17 protein-coding genes are annotated in these 15,563 nt (G+C 64.3%); 5 read left to right on the top strand and 12 right to left on the bottom strand.

Annotated features, from left to right (window positions below; translation table 11 throughout):
- Nucleotides 1-124 precede the first annotated feature (124 nt).
- Complete coding sequence (locus tag V5F77_RS09030) at nt 125-2,107, top strand: AsmA family protein (RefSeq protein WP_429005009.1); 1,983 nt, start codon at nt 125-127, stop codon at nt 2,105-2,107.
- Between the two features lie 32 nt (nt 2,108-2,139).
- On the opposite strand, the gene V5F77_RS09025 is transcribed toward V5F77_RS09030, so the two are convergent.
- The 3 genes from V5F77_RS09025 to thrC are packed head-to-tail and all read right to left on the bottom strand — an operon-like array spanning nt 2,140 to nt 5,507.
- A complete protein-coding gene (locus tag V5F77_RS09025; RefSeq protein WP_429005008.1) occupies nt 2,140-2,799 on the bottom strand; it encodes a GNAT family N-acetyltransferase in 660 nt (219 codons plus the stop codon).
- Nucleotides 2,800-2,832: 33 nt separating this feature from the next.
- Nucleotides 2,833-4,098 (bottom strand): M16 family metallopeptidase, encoded by a 1,266-nt coding sequence (locus V5F77_RS09020; RefSeq protein ID WP_429005007.1) that lies wholly within the window; start codon nt 4,096-4,098, stop codon nt 2,833-2,835.
- The gene (thrC, locus tag V5F77_RS09015) at nt 4,095-5,507 is read right to left on the bottom strand and encodes a threonine synthase (RefSeq protein ID WP_429005006.1); all 1,413 of its coding nucleotides are present in this window, start codon (nt 5,505-5,507) and stop codon (nt 4,095-4,097) included. Before thrC ends, V5F77_RS09020 begins: the two co-directional genes overlap by 4 nt.
- Before the next feature lie 242 nt (nt 5,508-5,749).
- On the opposite strand from thrC, the gene purB reads away from it, so the two are divergent.
- Complete coding sequence (gene purB / locus V5F77_RS09010; protein WP_429005005.1) at nt 5,750-7,057, top strand: adenylosuccinate lyase; 1,308 nt, start codon at nt 5,750-5,752, stop codon at nt 7,055-7,057.
- 82 nt (nt 7,058-7,139) lie between these two features.
- Here purB and grxD read toward each other — a convergent pair whose 3' ends face one another.
- The 8 genes from grxD to purC all read right to left on the bottom strand — a co-directional run bounded on the left by grxD (nt 7,140) and on the right by purC (nt 12,725).
- Complete coding sequence (grxD, locus tag V5F77_RS09005) at nt 7,140-7,478, bottom strand: Grx4 family monothiol glutaredoxin (RefSeq protein ID WP_394071810.1); 339 nt, start codon at nt 7,476-7,478, stop codon at nt 7,140-7,142.
- A gap of 110 nt (nt 7,479-7,588) precedes the next feature.
- Nucleotides 7,589-8,059, bottom strand: coding sequence for a RidA family protein (locus tag V5F77_RS09000; protein WP_429005004.1), 471 nt, complete (start codon nt 8,057-8,059; stop codon nt 7,589-7,591).
- 120 nt (nt 8,060-8,179) lie between these two features.
- Nucleotides 8,180-8,413, bottom strand: a complete 234-nt coding sequence (locus V5F77_RS08995; protein ID WP_429005003.1) for a BolA family protein — start codon at nt 8,411-8,413, stop codon at nt 8,180-8,182.
- 46 nt (nt 8,414-8,459) lie between these two features.
- Complete coding sequence (purL, locus tag V5F77_RS08990; RefSeq protein ID WP_429005032.1) at nt 8,460-10,667, bottom strand: phosphoribosylformylglycinamidine synthase subunit PurL; 2,208 nt, start codon at nt 10,665-10,667, stop codon at nt 8,460-8,462.
- A gap of 36 nt (nt 10,668-10,703) precedes the next feature.
- Entirely contained in the window at nt 10,704-11,405 is a 702-nt protein-coding gene (gene purQ / locus V5F77_RS08985; protein ID WP_429005002.1) for a phosphoribosylformylglycinamidine synthase subunit PurQ, read from the bottom strand.
- A gap of 4 nt (nt 11,406-11,409) precedes the next feature.
- Nucleotides 11,410-11,568, bottom strand: coding sequence for a hypothetical protein (locus tag V5F77_RS08980; protein WP_429005001.1), 159 nt, complete (start codon nt 11,566-11,568; stop codon nt 11,410-11,412).
- A gap of 48 nt (nt 11,569-11,616) precedes the next feature.
- On the bottom strand, nt 11,617-11,859 hold the full coding sequence (gene purS, locus V5F77_RS08975) for a phosphoribosylformylglycinamidine synthase subunit PurS (RefSeq protein WP_348848102.1): 243 nt from the start codon (nt 11,857-11,859) through the stop codon (nt 11,617-11,619).
- 71 nt (nt 11,860-11,930) lie between these two features.
- Nucleotides 11,931-12,725 carry a phosphoribosylaminoimidazolesuccinocarboxamide synthase gene (gene purC / locus V5F77_RS08970; RefSeq protein WP_348848140.1) on the bottom strand — a complete coding sequence of 265 codons (795 nt, stop codon included), beginning with the start codon at nt 12,723-12,725 and terminating at the stop codon, nt 11,931-11,933.
- 257 nt (nt 12,726-12,982) lie between these two features.
- Between purC and V5F77_RS08965 the strand changes: the two genes are divergently transcribed.
- The 3 genes from V5F77_RS08965 to V5F77_RS08955 all read left to right on the top strand — a co-directional run bounded on the left by V5F77_RS08965 (nt 12,983) and on the right by V5F77_RS08955 (nt 14,658).
- A complete protein-coding gene (locus tag V5F77_RS08965) occupies nt 12,983-13,306 on the top strand; it encodes a DUF1476 domain-containing protein (RefSeq protein WP_429005000.1) in 324 nt (107 codons plus the stop codon).
- 197 nt (nt 13,307-13,503) lie between these two features.
- Complete coding sequence (locus V5F77_RS08960; protein WP_429004999.1) at nt 13,504-13,902, top strand: SH3 domain-containing protein; 399 nt, start codon at nt 13,504-13,506, stop codon at nt 13,900-13,902.
- 63 nt (nt 13,903-13,965) lie between these two features.
- Nucleotides 13,966-14,658: an MgtC/SapB family protein gene (locus V5F77_RS08955; RefSeq protein ID WP_429004998.1), complete on the top strand. Its 693-nt coding sequence runs from the start codon at nt 13,966-13,968 to the stop codon at nt 14,656-14,658.
- A gap of 75 nt (nt 14,659-14,733) precedes the next feature.
- Here the strand turns inward: V5F77_RS08955 and rpsD are convergent, their stop codons facing one another.
- Nucleotides 14,734-15,351 carry a 30S ribosomal protein S4 gene (gene rpsD / locus V5F77_RS08950; protein WP_394012340.1) on the bottom strand — a complete coding sequence of 206 codons (618 nt, stop codon included), beginning with the start codon at nt 15,349-15,351 and terminating at the stop codon, nt 14,734-14,736.
- Nucleotides 15,352-15,563: the final 212 nt, after the last annotated feature.

The following is a 15,563-nucleotide window of genomic DNA, read 5'->3' as shown; positions in this document are numbered from 1 at the left end:
CCACGGCGCTGCGGTGCTGGCTAAGACATAACCCCTGGATAGGCTGCCTGCTAGCGGTCGATCGCAGAGGTGCAGCCATCAAACCGACACAGACCGCGAAGAATGTCCCCGCCACTCGGGAGAAATGATAGAAGCTTCCGGCTCGGTGCGGCACGAGCCCAGTCCCAAACCCGAAAGACCGGATGATTACGTGGTGAATTTCGGCGCAACGGCCCGTCGGGTGATGTTGATTCTGGCCGCGACCGCATGTGTGCTCGCGGCGGCATGCGTCGCAGCAATGGTTCTGGTTCCCGCTCTGCTACCCTCGACCGAGGTGCGTCGTCTCGCGAGCGATGCTCTGTTGCGTGCCACCGGCCGGGTGGCACACATCGCGGAGGGTGATGTCAGCAGCGGCGAGCCGGGCGTGGCCCTGCTGCCCTCGCCGCGTCTGATTCTCGGCAAATTCACGGTTTCATTGGACGACGGCGCCACCTTCGATGCCGAGGGCGCGGTCGCCCGGTTGCGTATCCTGCCTTTGCTTTTGGGCCGGATGGAAGTGGCCGATATTACACTGCTTCGTCCCACCCTGTTGGTGACGGGAAAACGGATCCCAAGTTCGTTCAGCCTGTCTCCGCTGGTCGGGGGGGACGATGTACCGGAGCTGCGCCTGCGCGGCGGCACCATCGCCATGCGCAGTCGTGAAGGTCTAACGCAGGAATTGATCAGCGATATCGATGTATCGCTGGAGCGCTCGTCCGGCGGCAATGCGTTGGCCGCGACCCTCGCATTCACATGGCGCGACCGTCAGGTCGACGGGCGCATCGCGATTGCCGACGCGGCCGCCTTCCTTGCTGGCCGCGGTAGTGAAAGTCGCCTCGACCTGTCGACCGACTCGTCCTGGGTCAGGTTTCGCGGCCTTGCGGCCGGCGGTTCCTCGCCCACACTGTTGGGTGATGCCTCGGGGGAAACCAGCGCGCTGCGCGGTCTTCTCGATTGGGTCGAATTTCCGGCTCCGACCTCGGGAGGCTTCGGGCATTTTTCGTTCTCCGGCAAAGTCTCGGCAAATCGCAACGAAATTTCGCTCACGCCGGCGAATGCGGAACTGGACGGCAATCGCAGCGACGGCGCCCTTTCGATCAAGCTCGACGGCCCTCGTCCCTCGATCCAGGGAACTTTCGCCGCCGATGCCTTGAACATCACGCCTTATGGACGGCTGATCCTCACCGACGACAGCGGGAGCAATTGGGACCACGGTGCGCTTTCCACTGAGGGATTGAAGGCGGTGGACGTGGATCTGCGCCTGTCCGCGGGAACCGTGCGGACCGAGGATCGCACCTTTGAGCGTGTCGCCACCAGCGCCACCTTGCGGGCCGGCCGGCTGGTGCTGGCTCTTGGTAATGTACAAGCCTGGGGAGGCTCGGTGCGGGCGTCGCTGGCCTTAGCGCCGCGCCCTGACGCCGCGTCGGGTGTTCTCGTGCATTTGGAAGGTGATGCAAAGGACGTCGCCCTGGACCAGGCGCTCGACGATCTCGCCGGCCTGCGCAAGCTCGAAGGCAAGGGCGACCTCCAATTGCTGCTGGAAGGATCGGGCAACAGCATCTTCGAAGTGGCGCAGAGCCTTCAGGGTCAGGTGGCATTGTCCGGCAAGGCCGGTGCAGTCGTGGGCCTAGATGTGGCCCAGGTGCTCAAGCGCATCGAGCAGCGACCGCTGTCCGCGGGCGGCGGCGAGATGCGTGGCGGCCGCACCGCCTACGATTCGCTGGCCGCCAAATTCTCGATCTCCAAGGGCATGGCCTTCGTGGATGAGGGACGGCTAGAGGCGAAGCAGGTCCGCGTGAACGTGGGCGGAACCGTTTCTGTGGTGCTCCGCGAGTTGGATCTTCACGGAAAGGCGGCTCTGATGCTTCCTTCGGGCGGCGATCAGTTGGCGTTCGATCTTCCGTTCCTGGTCCAGGGCGCCTGGAACCGGCCCGATGTGATGATCGACCCGCAAAGCCTGATTCGCCGCTCGGGCGCCGCACAGCCGCTGCTGGACGCCGTGCGGGCGCGCGGCTCCGGCGAAGCCGCCGTGCGGTCGGTGATCGAACAATTGGCCAAGCCCTCCCCCGTTCGCGCTCCAGGCAACTGAGGGATTTCTCCAGCCCCGTCCCGAGGCTCTGCCTATCGCGGGACGCGAGACGCCGTGGGCTCGACCGGGCGCAGGGAAACCACCTCCATCGCCCGCAATGGGGCAAATCCCGCCACGTCGCTCCGCAGGCGCGCGAAGAGGAAATGGTCCTCCCAGACGCCGTTGATGCAGAGATACTCCCGCGCATAGCCCTCGCGCACGAATCCGACCCGCTGAAGCAGCTTAATCGAAGCTGAGTTGTTGGTCATGCACGCGGCTTCGATGCGGCGCAGGTGCAGGACATCGAACGCCACGGGAACCACCGCGGAGACAGCCGCCGTCATATACCCCTGCCCCGCATATCGCGCGCCCATCCAATAGCCGAGGCTCGCTGCCTGACACACACCGCGCCGAACATTGGACAAGGTCAGGCCACCCAGAAGCACATCGTCGCCCGTGCGGAAGACGAACAGCGGGTAGGCTTCATCGCGCTGCATGTCGCGGGCATAGCGGCGCAGGCGGTGCCGGAAGGCGCCCTTGGTCAGGTCATCGGCGGGCCAGAGCGGCTCCCAGGGGGTGAGAAACGCGCGGCTTTCCTCGCGCAACGCCTGCCAGGCTTCGAAATCGCGCATCTGCGGCACACGCAAATAAACGCCCTCGCCCATGATGGCGGGCAGGACGCTTTGCTCAAACACAGAATTGAACAGCCACATGCCCGATCCCGCCAGAGCGAGGGGTGACCCGCGTCACCGCATCACCAAACGTTCCACCACCCGCGCTGCGGGTTCAAGTCCTTTGCCGGGGCCGATGGCTGAAAGCGTGGGGCGCGCGTGGGCCAGCAGGTCGCGGGCGCTGGCCCGAACACTGTCCACGGTGACCGCCTCGATCTTCGCAACGATCTCCTCGACCGGGATGATCCGGTCGAAACCAAGGATCTGTCGTGCAGCCTGGTCGGCCCGTGCGCCGGAGCTTTCCTGTGCCGTGAGGACGCCCACCTTCATCTGTGCCTTTGCCCGACTGACCTCGACCTCGCTCGCGCCCTCCGACAAGGCCATCAGTTCGTCGATGACCACATCGGTCAGTTCGCCCACATCAGCCAGATCGGTGCCGGCATAGACGCCGAACAGGCCGGTGTCCGCATAGGCCCAGTGGAAGGCATAGATGGAATAGCAAAGGCCCCGGGATTCACGCACTTCCTGGAACAGGCGCGAGGACATGCCGCCGCCGAGCACATTGGTGAGCACTTGCAGCGCGTGATAGCCAGGATCGGTATAGGAGCGCCCCTCCAGGCCGAGCACGATATGGACCTGCTCCAGATCGCGCGGCGTCAGCACGGTGCCGCCGCCATAGGCAGCAAGTGGCGTCGCTGGCTTTTGTCCCGGACCGACGGAGCGAAGGCGCTGGGCGGCTTCTTGCACCAATTGTGCGTGATCCACCGCACCGGAAGCGGAAACCACCATGCGCGGGCCGCGATAGCTGCGCGCGAGATAAGTGCCAAGCCCGGCCGGATTGAAGCCGCGCACCGTTTCCGGCGTGCCGAGGATGGAGCGTCCGATGGCCTGATCGGGAAAGGCGCGCTCCTGAAACAGGTCGAACACGAGATCGTCGGGGGTATCCTGCACCGCGCCGATTTCCTGGACGATCACATTCTGCTCGCGCACCAGCTCTTCCGGGGCAAAGGCCGGCTCGGTCAGGATATCGGCGAGGATGTCGAGGCCCAGCCCCAGATCCTCGCCCAGCACGCGGACATTGTAGGAGGTGTGCTCGACGGAGGTCGCGGCATTGATGTCGCCGCCGACCTGCTCGATCTCCTCCGCGATCCGGCGCGCCGAGCGGCGGCGCGTGCCCTTGAAGGCCATGTGTTCGAGCAAATGGGAGATGCCGTGCTCGTCCTCCCGCTCGTCCCGCGCCCCTGCCCCGACCCAGATGCCGAGCGACACCGTGCCGAGATGCGGCATGGGATCGGAGATGACGGTGATTCCGTTGTCGAGGGTGGTCCGCGTCACGCTCATGCCGCGGCACCCGAGGTGATGCGGGAATGGCAGGAGATGAAGCTTTCGATGGCCGCGAGGTCGTTGGGCAGAATGGTGGTCTTCTCCTTGCGGGTCATCAGGTCCGCCATGTGGGGGGGCAGCGGCGGACGCTTGCCGGTGGCTGCCTCGACGACGTCGGGAAATTTGGCGGGATGGGCGGTGGAGAGGATCACCTGGGGAATACGGGGACTATGCTCCACCTTGTCAGCCACAGCGAGTGCCACGGCGGTGTGCGGGTCAATGACATAATCGGCTTCGCGATAAGTACGGGTAATGGTTGCCAGCGTCTCCGGCTCGTCCGCCCGGCCGGCGGAGAAGTCTCCGCAGATGCTGGCCTGGGCGTCATGCGGCAGGGTGAAGGCGCCGGATTGACTGAGCGAGGCCATCAACTGGCGCAGTGCCTCAGAATCGCGGTTGAGCGCCTCGAACAGGACGCGTTCGAAGTTCGACGAGACTTGAATGTCCATGGACGGCGAGGACGAAGGCAGCACGCCGCGCACCTCGTAGCGTCCGCTTTCCAGGGTGCGGGCGAGGATGTCGTTCACATTGGTTGCGATGGTCAGATCGTGGATCGGCAGGCCCATGCGCTTTGCCACCCAGCCCGCAAGGATATCGCCGAAATTGCCCGTGGGCACGACGAAGGACACTTCCCGCGCCGGAGCGCCAAGGGCGGTGGCCGCATAGAAATAATAGACCACCTGCGCGACGATACGCGCCCAATTGATGGAATTCACCCCAGCAAGCGCCATGCGATCGCGGAAGCCGTGATGGTTGAACATGCCCTTCACCAGGGCCTGGCAATCGTCGAACGTGCCTTCGACCGCAATGGCATGGACGTTATGGGCGCCGACGCCGGTCATCTGGCGGCGCTGAACCTCCGACACGCGGTTGTGAGGATAGAGGATGAAGACATCCACAGCATCGGAATGACGGAACGCCTCGATGGCGGCGCTGCCGGTGTCGCCGGATGTCGCCCCGACGATGGTCGCGCGCGCCCCACGGGCGGACAGGACATGGTCCATGAGCCGCGAAAGCAACTGCATGGCCACGTCCTTGAAAGCCAAGGTGGGGCCATGAAACAGCTCCAGCACGAACCGGTTGGGGCCAAGCTGCACTAGGGGCGTGGTGGCCGGGTGGCGGAAATTGCGATACGCGTCCTCGATCATCAGATCGAGCGCCGCCTGGGGAATAGCGCCGGCAACGAAGGGCGAGATGATCCTGCGCGCGACCTCGGCATAGGGCCGGCCTGCCAGCGCCGCGATTTCGTCGGCGCTAATCGTCGGCCAGCTCTCCGGCACATAAAGGCCGCCGTCGCGGGCGAGGCCTGCGAGCAAGGCATCGGCGAAGGACAAAGGCGGCGCCTCGCCGCGCGTGGACACGTAAAGCACAAACGTTCTCCGGCACCGGCGTCCGCGGACGCGCCCAACCTAACCCCGCAACGCCGCTGCGGGAAGACGCGCCAATCCTGGCCCATCTTGTTGCCGCGTCTTATCCGGCATTGGCCGGCGAGGCCAGCCCGTCGCGTCTGCGCCATGCAATTGAGCACACATGAGGCCCGCAGCCGGTGCTACCGCAAGCGGCATCGATCTGATACAGGGCTCGGCTTGCCGCCAACGAAAAGAGCGCCGCGATGATCCCCCGCTATAGCCGCCCCGAAATGGCCGACCTCTGGTCCCCCGAAGCGCGTTTCCGCATCTGGTTCGAGATCGAGGCCCATGCCGCTGACGCCATGGCCGAACTGGGCATTGTGCCCAAGGAGGCGGCGGCCAAGATTTGGGAATTGGGGGGCAAGGCGCAGTTCGACGTGGACCGCATCGACGCCATCGAGCGCGAAGTGAAGCATGACGTCATCGCCTTCCTCACCCATTTGTCCGAAATTGTCGGCCCGGAAGCGCGCTTCGTCCACCAGGGCATGACCTCATCAGACGTGCTGGACACCTGCCTTGCGGTCCAGTTGGCGCGGGCCTCCGACCTGCTGATTGCTGACGTCGACCACCTGTTGGCAGTGCTGGAACGGCGGGCGTTCGAACACAAATTGACCCCCACCGTGGGCCGGTCGCACGGCATCCATGCCGAGCCGACCACCTTCGGCATCAAGCTGGCCATCGCCCATGCGGAGTTCCAGCGCGCCCGTGTGCGGCTGGTGGCGGCGCGGGCCGAGATCGCGACCTGCGCCATTTCCGGGGCGGTCGGGACGTTTGCCCATATCGATCCGAGGGTTGAGGAGCATGTGGCGGCCAAGATGGGTCTCACGGTGGAGACCGTCTCCACCCAGGTGATCCCGCGCGACCGCCATGCCATGTTCTTCGCGACGCTCGGTGTCATCGCCTCCTCCGTGGAGCGGCTGGCCACCGAGATCCGCCATCTCCAGCGCACCGAAGTGCTTGAGGCGGAAGAATATTTCTCCGAGGCCCAGAAGGGGTCCTCGGCCATGCCGCACAAGCGCAATCCGGTGCTGACCGAGAATCTCACGGGCCTCGCCCGTATGGTACGGGCCTATGCGCTGCCGGCGATGGAGAATGTGGCGCTCTGGCACGAGCGGGACATTTCCCATTCCTCCGTCGAGCGGATGATCGGGCCTGATGCCACCGTAACCCTTGATTTCGCTCTCGCCCGGCTTGCCGGTGTGGTCGACAAGCTGGTGGTGCATGTGGACAATATGCAACGCAACATGGACAAGCTGGGTGGCCTCATCCACTCCCAGCGGGTGCTCCTTGCGCTCACCCAGAAGGGCGCGAGTCGCGAGGACGCCTACCGGCTGGTGCAGAAGAACGCCATGAAAGTCTGGCGAGGTGAGGGAGATTTCCGCGGATTTCTGCTGAATGATGCAGATGTTCGCCATTATCTCAGCGAAGACGACATCAACGAGAAGTTCGACCTCGGCTACCACCTCAAGCATGCCGATACGATCTTCAAGCGCGTCTTCGGTCACGCCTGATATTTCACGTACCACTGACGTCGAAATAAAAAAATGCCCGGGCGATCCCGGGCATTTTCGTATCCACAGCAGGAAGACGGGATCAGCCGATGGCGCGGTCGCGCACTGGCACGCCCTTTTCCTCGAACAGCGGGATCAGTTCGCCGGCCTGGAACATCTCGCGGACGATGTCGCAGCCACCGAGGAATTCACCCTTCACATAGATCTGGGGAATCGTGGGCCAGCTTGCATATTCCTTGATGCCCTGGCGCAGCTCGTCGGATTCGAGAACGTTGATGCCCTTATAGGCGACGCCCACATGATCGAGGATCTGCACCACCTGGCCGGAGAAGCCGCACATGGGAAATTGCGGCGTGCCCTTCATGAACACGACCACGTCGTTGTCCTTGACCTCACGGTCGATGAATTCGCGAATGCTCATATCTCTAGTCCAGATCTGGTCCGAAGACGCCGGTTCATGCCGAGAACATCGGGCTTGAAGGGCCAAAGTGCAAGGGCGGGGTGCGGCGGGCATCCCTGCCCTGACGAGACTTATTTCTTCGCCGGGGCGTAGAATGTCCCCTCGACTTCGAGGATGTCGTCCTGATTCAGGCGATCCACCTCAATGATGGTCCGCGGCGGATAGGGGCCCTTACCCCACAACTCTTCCTGGATCTTATTAGCGATCGGCCGGAAGCGGTACATGTCGGTGACATAGACCACGAGGCGCACGGCATCCTGGAGCGTCGCCCCTTCCGATTCCGCGATCAGCTTCATGTTGAGGAAGGCCTGCCGGACGCGCGCTTCATCACCGGAGACCAAGGTATTGGTCGCAGGATCGATGCCGCGCATGCCGGCGATGAAAACGAAGTCGCCCGCGCGCGTTCCAAGGTTCCATGTGCCGGTCGGCTTGATGGCACCAGGGGGCGACAGCGTCTTCACCCCATTCGGGGACTCGGCGAACGATGCCACGGGGACCAGGGCAAGAGCAGCCGAAATAAGCAGGGTATCAATGCGGATCATTGGCAAAACCTTGGCGCGAGAGAACGCCGAATGGTTCGCAATGCACCCTATTAAGTCAATGATATTGTTTGATTAATTTCCATGCAACTGGCGTCGAAACGGGCGCGATGCGCGGTCATTTCAAGCAGGCACCGAGGTCTTCAGCGCCAGCGCATGCAGCACACCGCCCATGTTGCCCTGCAGGGCGGCATAGACCATCTGGTGCTGCTGGACGCGGCTCTTTCCGCGAAACGCCTCGGACACGATGGTCGCGGCATAATGATCGCCGTCGCCGGCGAGATCCTCGATCGAGATCTGGGCATCGGGCAGCGCTTCCTTGATCAGCCGCTCGATGTCGTGCGAATCCATGGCCATGGGTCTATTCCTTCGCTGGGCGCGCCGGTGCCTGTGCCTGCGGCACTCAGGACATGGAGCTCATGTAGATGGGAAGCCACGTCTCGTGCCGGTCCCGCAAGGCTTCCACGAAGATCGAGCGGTCGCCCGGCAGGGTCAAGCGGTCGCCGCCGGTCTTGCCGATCTTGGTGATGGGAACGCCCGCCGCTTCGGCGCGGCGCACGATGTCGCCGCCCTGGCCGTGCGCGGCCGTGACCACGTAGCGCGCCTGATCCTCGCCGAACCAGAAGGCGTGGGGCGCCATGTTGCAATGGCTGTCCACGGCTGCGCCGAGATTGCCGGCCATGGCCATCTCCGCGACCGCGACCAGCAGGCCGCCGTCGGACACATCGTGGGCCGCGCTCACGAGCCCGTCGAGGATCAGCGACCGGACGAAATCGCCGTTGCGCTTCTCGGCCACGAGATCCACCGGGGGCGGCGCCCCCTCCTCCCGCTCGCAAATCAAGCTGAGATAGATCGAGGCGCCGAGCCAGCCCTCGGTCTTGCCGATCACATAGATCGGCTCGCCGGAGGCCTTGAAGGCGAGGGTCATGGTCTTGGACAAGTCATCGATCAAGCCGACGCCGCCGATGGTCGGGGTCGGCAGGATGCCCTTGCCGTTGGTCTCGTTGTAGAGGCTGACGTTGCCCGAGACGACCGGGAAGTCCAGGGCCTCGCAGGCCGCGCCGATGCCCTTCACGCAGCCGACGAACTGGCCCATCGTGTCGGGCTTTTCGGGATTGCCGAAATTGAGGTTGTCGGTGACCGCGATCGGGGTCGCGCCGACGGCGGTGAGATTGCGCCAGGCCTCGGCCACCGCCTGCTTGCCGCCCTCGAAGGGATCGGCCTCACAATAGCGCGGCGTCACGTCGGTGGTCAGCGCGAGCGCCTTCGGGCCATCCTCGACCCGCACCACGGCTGCATCGCCACCCGGCTTCTGCACGGTGTTGCCGAGAATGAGATGGTCGTATTGCTCCCACACCCAGCGCTTGGAGCACAGGTCGGGCGAGGACAGCATCTGCTCCAGCGCGTCGGCGAGCGTCACGCTGGTCGGCACGTCGGCCGGGGTGAGGACCGGACGCGGCGGCGTCTCGTTGAAGGGCCGGTAGTATTCGGGGGCTTCGTCGCCGAGTTCCTTGATCGGCAGGTCCGCCTCGACGATGCCCTTGTGCTTGACCACGAAGCGCAGCGTGTCGGTGGTCTTGCCGACGACAGCGAAATCCAGGCCCCATTTCTTGAAGATGGCTTCCGCTTCGGCTTCCTTGCCGTCGGCGATCACCATGAGCATGCGCTCCTGGCTTTCGGAGAGCATCATCTCATAGGCGGTCATGCCGGTTTCGCGACACGGCACGGCATCGAGGTTGAGTTCCACGCCGAGGTCGCCCTTGGCGCCCATCTCCACCGCGGAACAGGTGAGGCCTGCGGCGCCCATGTCCTGGATCGCCACCACGCAGCCGGCCTGCATGATCTCCAGGCAGGCTTCCAGCAGCAGCTTTTCCGCGAACGGGTCGCCGACCTGCACGGTCGGGCGCTTCTCTTCGGCATCGGCGCCGAATTCGGCCGAGGCCATGGTCGCGCCGTGGATGCCGTCGCGGCCGGTCTTCGAGCCTAGATAGACGATGGAGCGCCCGACGCCGGCGGCGGCCGCATAGAAGATCTCGTCGGTCTTCGCGAGGCCCACGGCCATGGCATTGACCAGGATGTTGCCGTTGTAGCGCCCGTGGAAGCCGATGGAGCCGCCCACGGTCGGGACGCCGAACGAATTGCCATAGCCGCCGATGCCCGCCACCACGCCCGCGAGAAGCTGGCGGGTGCGCGGATGGTGGCAATTGCCGAAGCGCAGCGCGTTCAACGCCGCGATCGGGCGCGCGCCCATGGTGAACACGTCGCGCAGGATACCGCCGACGCCGGTGCCCGCACCCTGATAGGGCTCGATGAACGAGGGGTGGTTGTGGCTCTCCATCTTGAACACCACGGCAAGGCCGTCGCCGATGTCAACCACGCCGGCATTCTCGCCCGGACCCTGGATCACGCGGGGGCCGGTGGTCGGCAGCGTGCGGAGCCACACCTTGGAGGACTTATAGGAGCAATGCTCGTTCCACATCGCTGAGACGATGCCCAGCTCGGTGATGCTCGGCTCGCGCCCGATCAGTTCGACGAAGCGCTGATACTCGTCCGGCTTCAGGCCATGTTCGGCCACCAGTTCGGGCGTGATGCGCGGGGTATTGGGGATCATGTTCACGGGTGCGGTCCAATCCGAGGGCGCGGGCGGCTAGGCCGCCACCTTCAGCGCAGCGGCGAGACTTTCGAACAGGCCCCGACCGTCGGTCGGCCCGATCTGGGCCTCGATGTTGTTTTCCGGATGCGGCATCATGCCGAGAACGTTCAGCTTCTCGGAATAGATGCCGGCGATCCCGTTGATGGCGCCGTTCGGCCCATCCGCCTCGTCGATCTGGCCATCGGGGCGGGCATAGCGGAAGGCGACGCGCCCTTCCGCTTCCAATTGCTTGATGGTCGCCTCGTCGGCGGTGTAATTGCCCTCCCCGTGGGCGACGGGGATGCGCAGCAGCTCATTCTTGCGATAGGCGCGGGTAAATGCCGTATCCGCGCGTTCCACGCGCAGGAACACTTCCCGGCACACGAAGCGCAGCTTGGCATTGCGCACCAGAACCCCCGGCAGCAGACCGGCTTCGCAGAGGATCTGGAAGCCGTTGCAGATGCCGAGCACCAGCCCGCCCTTCTCCGCATGGGCCCGCACGGCGCCCATGATGTTGGCGCGCGCGGCGATGGCGCCGCAGCGCAGATAGTCGCCATAGGAGAAGCCGCCGGGCAGCACCACCAGGTCGGTGTGCTTGGGCAGCTCGCTTTCGCCGTGCCAGACGATATCGACCCTGGATCCGGCCACGAGCTTCAAGGCACGGGCTGCATCGCGCTCGCGGTTCGATCCAGGGAAGAGAATGACTGCTGATTTCATGGGATCAGTGCATATCCGCGCGTTCAAGCCGGGCTTGGGCAGATGCGTCCGCGCCGGCTGAAATGGGGTCGGAGACAATACCAGTTTCAATAAGGTGCCACGACGCCCGGAGCGGCGCGGCGGGCTTGCGATCGTGGCGGCAGGCGATTTTGAGATCCGCCATGAGCCCCTCGTTTTCGTCAGCAGCGACCGGTGACGTCAGCACAGTCTATCACTCTGCGAACTCGACCTTATAGGTTTCGATGACGGTATTGGCGAGGAGGCGATCGCAGGCCTCTTTCAAGGCGCCTTCCGCCGATGCCCGGTCATTGCCGGCCAATTCGACATCGAAGACCTTGCCCTGACGCACGCTCTGAACGCCGGAGACGCCAAGCGAACGCAATGCGCCCTCGATGGCTTTTCCCTGGGGATCGAGCACTGCGGATTTCAGCGTGACGATTACGCGCGCCTTCATGGAACATCACTCACAACAGAAGCGGGGGCCTTTCGGCCCCCGCGTAGCAGCTAGGGTCGAAGCTCACAAGCTCACTTGACGAGCACGGGTCCAGTTCCCTGGATCGGCTCGTTTTCGGCGATGATGCCGAGCCGGCGCGCCACTTCGGTATAGGCTTCCACCAGGCCGCCCATGTCGCGGCGGAAACGATCCTTGTCGAGCTTGTCGCTCGACTTGACGTCCCAGAGGCGGCACGAATCGGGGCTGATCTCGTCAGCGACGACGATGCGCATCATGTCGTTTTCCCAGAGCCGGCCGCATTCCATCTTGAAATCGACCAGGCGAATCCCGACCCCGAGGAAGAGGCCGGACAGGAAGTCGTTCACGCGGATCGCGAGGGCGATGATGTCGTCGATCTCCTGGGTGGTTGCCCACCCGAAAGCCGTGACATGCTCCTCGGAAACCAGCGGATCGTTCAGCGCATCGTTCTTATAATAGAATTCGATGATCGAACGCGGCAGCGCGGTACCTTCCTCGATGCCGAGGCGGGTCGAGAGCGAGCCGGCGGCGACGTTGCGCACGACGATCTCCAGCGGGATGATTTCCACCTCGCGGATGAGCTGTTCGCGCATGTTCAGGCGGCGGATGAAGTGCGTGGGCACTCCGATGTCGTTCAACCGCGAGAATATGTACTCGGAGATCCGGTTGTTGAGGACACCCTTGCCGTCAATCACTTCATGCTTTTTAGCGTTGAAGGCGGTGGCATCATCCTTAAAGTGCTGGATGAGTGTTCCAGGCTCGGGGCCTTCATAGAGGACCTTCGCCTTGCCTTCGTAAATGCGGCGGCGGCGGCTCATGGGTGTATACCGTCGATTGAGGAAATCCATGGGTTTGCCAAGGCTCCGTTTTTCGGTGACGCTCCTTGGCGGGGCGCGCAGGGGCTGTTTCGCAGCACATGACGCGCCTGATCGAACACTAGCCGATTGGCGCGCCAGATACAACGCATTGGGTCATCAGCCTCAAAGCGGCCTGTCTTTTGCGTCACATTGATCTGGGATGACCGCGTCTATATTCAAGGGGCGCGACGGGCGCGTCCATTGATGGGCGCCGCCTTGGTCACGGAAACGTCAAGATGAGGGCTGCCATGACGACGTTCGACAAGCGCGAAGAGGGGTTCGAAAAGCGATTCGCGCTCGACGAAGAAATCCGCTTCAAGGCGGTGGCGCGGCGCAACAAGCTGCTCGGTCTGTGGGCGGCGGAAAAGCTCGGCCTGTCCGAGGAAGACGCCCAGGCCTATGCCAAGGAAGTGGTCGTCTCCGATCTCGAGGAGCATGGCGAGGAAGACGTGTATCGCAAGCTGCGTGGCGATTTCGATGCCAAGGGCGTGGAGGTCTCGGACCACCAGATTCGCCGGAACATGGACGAATTCCTGGCCCAGGCCGTGCTGGAAGTGCGCTCGGAGGGCTGAGACGCGGCGTGCTCCGGCGCGCTTCGCGCTGGGGATAAGCTTTGCGCAGCGGCAGGTTTGGCGCAGGTCAGGTTTGGCGCAGAGGCGCTAAACCGAAGGGAAGCCTCCCGGCCGGGCGGTTCCGGATGCGGTTGGCAGAACGCAGGTGTCGTCCCGGCGGAGCAGTCCGCCGTGACGCTGAATGTGGAGCGGAAACCATGAAGGCATTCGCTAAGGTTCTTGTCACCGCGCTCGTTTTCGTCGCACCAGCGTCCCTCGCCCTCGCCGATTCGGCCGTGGTGCTCGGAGACCTGAACGTGCGGGCCGGCCCGGGGACGAATTATTCCGTGATCGGCACCCTCGGGCGCGGCATGAACGTGCAGGTGCTCTCCTGCTCACCCGCATGGTGCAGCATCGGCTGGCGCGGCCCGGCGTTCGTATCGGCGGCCTATCTCGGCTTCGACGGTCCCCCGCCCTACATGCAGTCGGTGCCGGTCCCGGCCGGGCCGGGCATCTATGCCGCGCCGCCGCCCGTGCAATACTATCCCGCGCCGGGGTTCTACGGCCCGCCGCCGGCACCGGGGCCCTATATCGGATTTGGCGTTTGGTCGTGGTGAGCCGCCATTCGGGCTGCGCGCCGGCGTGATCTATGATGGCCCGGATCATCACCGGAGCCGTCCATGCCGCTACATCCCGATTGGCTCGATATCGCCCTGCGCCTTGCCTGCACCTTTCTCGCCTGCGGCCTGATTGGGCTGGATCGCGGCTCCCAGGAGCGGGCCGCGGGGCTGCGGACCAACATCATCGTCGGTCTCGCCGCCTGCCTCGCGATGATCAGCGCGAACCTGCTGCTGACCTTGAGCGGCAAGGCGTCCGATTCCTTCGTGCAGACCGATGTGATGCGCCTGCCGCTCGGCATCCTGACCGGCGTCGGCTTCATCGGCGCGGGGGCGGTGCTCCATCGCGAGGGGCTCACCCTCGGCGTCACGACGGCGGCGAGCCTGTGGTACGTGACGGTGATGGGCCTGTGTTTCGGCGCCGGCCAGTTCGAGCTGGGCGCCATGGCGCTCGGGCTCGGGCTCCTGACCCTGTGGGGCCTGAAATATCTCGAAGAGGGGATGCGGCGCGGCCGCGCGGTGAAGCTTGGCCTCGTGCTGGGGCGGGACGGCCCCTCCGAGGCGGCGGTACGCGCCTTGCTTGAGCAGGCGGCGATGCGCGTGCGCCATTATTCCCTGCGGATCGAGCCGGTGACCGGCCAGCGCGAACTGCATTATCAATTGTGGTGGAGCGCGCGCAGCGTGGTGGAGGCACCCGCGCTCCTGGACGTGTTGAGCGCCAAGCCCGGGGTGCTCCAGCTCGATTGGGAGGTCTGAGCTTCCCTGCGTGCGCCTCCAAACAGAAAAGGCCGCCCGGAGGCGGCCTTTCCCAAAATCTCGCGATCGGTTCGATCAGCGCGAATAGAATTCGACGACCAGATTGGGCTCCATCTGCACCGGATACGGCACTTCATTGAGCTCGGGGATGCGCACGAAGGTGGCAGCCATCTTGTTGTGGTCGACTTCGAGGAAGTCCGGCACGTCGCGTTCGGCGAGCTGGGAAGCTTCCAGCACCAGAGCGAGCTGCTTGGAGGAATCCTTCACCTCGATCACGTCGCCGACCTTCACGAGGTAGGACGGGATGTTGACCCGGCGGCCGTTCACCTTGACGTGGCCGTGGCTCACGAACTGGCGGGCGGCGAACACGGTGGGGACGAACTTGGCGCGATAGACCACCGCATCGAGGCGACGCTCGAGCAGGCCGATCAGATTGGCGCCGGTATCGCCCTTCAGGCGGGAGGCTTCGACATACACGGCGTAGAACTGCTTCTCGCCGATGGAGCCGTAATAGCCCTTCAGCTTCTGCTTGGCGCGCAGCTGCACGCCGAAGTCGGAAAGCTTGCCCTTGCGGCGCTGGCCGTGCTGGCCGGGGCCGTATTCGCGGCGATTGACGGGGCTCTTCGGGCGGCCCCAAATGTTTTCACCCATACGGCGATCGATCTTGTGCTTCGCCGCAATGCGCTTGCTCATGTAACGCGGATCCTTAGTTTCGTTTTCATTGGGTTTGGATCGCGACCCCTCCTCTGCGGTTCTCGAACAGGTTCGAAACCCACTGACAGGTCCTGCGGCGCGCTGCCGAAGGTCCACGGGTGCGTGAAACGCCAAATAGCCTTCCCGCCGGGGGATTGCTCACCCAGCGAGAACGGGGCTTCTAGTCGCAGAATGACGGACTGTCAACGTTT

The sequence above is a fragment of the Roseixanthobacter psychrophilus genome, assembly GCF_043195195.1.
Classification (GTDB): Bacteria; Pseudomonadota; Alphaproteobacteria; order Rhizobiales; family Xanthobacteraceae; genus NCEH01.
This window is presented reverse-complemented; position numbering and strand designations above follow the sequence as displayed.

What these genes read in the sequence shown, in the direction of transcription:
- V5F77_RS08965 (WP_429005000.1), top strand. Translation starts at nt 12,983, where the DNA reads ATGACGACGTTCGACAAGCGCGAAGAGGGGTTCGAAAAGCGATTCGCG.
- V5F77_RS08955 (WP_429004998.1), top strand. Translation starts at nt 13,966, where the DNA reads ATGCCGCTACATCCCGATTGGCTCGATATCGCCCTGCGCCTTGCCTGC.
- purL (WP_429005032.1), bottom strand. Translation starts at nt 10,667, where the DNA reads ATGATCCCCAATACCCCGCGCATCACGCCCGAACTGGTGGCCGAACAT.
- purC (WP_348848140.1), bottom strand. Translation starts at nt 12,725, where the DNA reads ATGGATTTCCTCAATCGACGGTATACACCCATGAGCCGCCGCCGCCGC.
- V5F77_RS09025 (WP_429005008.1), bottom strand. Translation starts at nt 2,799, where the DNA reads ATGTGGCTGTTCAATTCTGTGTTTGAGCAAAGCGTCCTGCCCGCCATC.
- V5F77_RS08980 (WP_429005001.1), bottom strand. Translation starts at nt 11,568, where the DNA reads ATGGCGGATCTCAAAATCGCCTGCCGCCACGATCGCAAGCCCGCCGCG.
- purB (WP_429005005.1), top strand. Translation starts at nt 5,750, where the DNA reads ATGATCCCCCGCTATAGCCGCCCCGAAATGGCCGACCTCTGGTCCCCC.
- grxD (WP_394071810.1), bottom strand. Translation starts at nt 7,478, where the DNA reads ATGAGCATTCGCGAATTCATCGACCGTGAGGTCAAGGACAACGACGTG.
- V5F77_RS09030 (WP_429005009.1), top strand. Translation starts at nt 125, where the DNA reads ATGATAGAAGCTTCCGGCTCGGTGCGGCACGAGCCCAGTCCCAAACCC.
- purS (WP_348848102.1), bottom strand. Translation starts at nt 11,859, where the DNA reads ATGAAGGCGCGCGTAATCGTCACGCTGAAATCCGCAGTGCTCGATCCC.
- rpsD (WP_394012340.1), bottom strand. Translation starts at nt 15,351, where the DNA reads ATGAGCAAGCGCATTGCGGCGAAGCACAAGATCGATCGCCGTATGGGT.
- purQ (WP_429005002.1), bottom strand. Translation starts at nt 11,405, where the DNA reads ATGAAATCAGCAGTCATTCTCTTCCCTGGATCGAACCGCGAGCGCGAT.
- V5F77_RS08995 (WP_429005003.1), bottom strand. Translation starts at nt 8,413, where the DNA reads ATGGCCATGGATTCGCACGACATCGAGCGGCTGATCAAGGAAGCGCTG.
- V5F77_RS09000 (WP_429005004.1), bottom strand. Translation starts at nt 8,059, where the DNA reads ATGATCCGCATTGATACCCTGCTTATTTCGGCTGCTCTTGCCCTGGTC.
- V5F77_RS09020 (WP_429005007.1), bottom strand. Translation starts at nt 4,098, where the DNA reads ATGAGCGTGACGCGGACCACCCTCGACAACGGAATCACCGTCATCTCC.
- V5F77_RS08960 (WP_429004999.1), top strand. Translation starts at nt 13,504, where the DNA reads ATGAAGGCATTCGCTAAGGTTCTTGTCACCGCGCTCGTTTTCGTCGCA.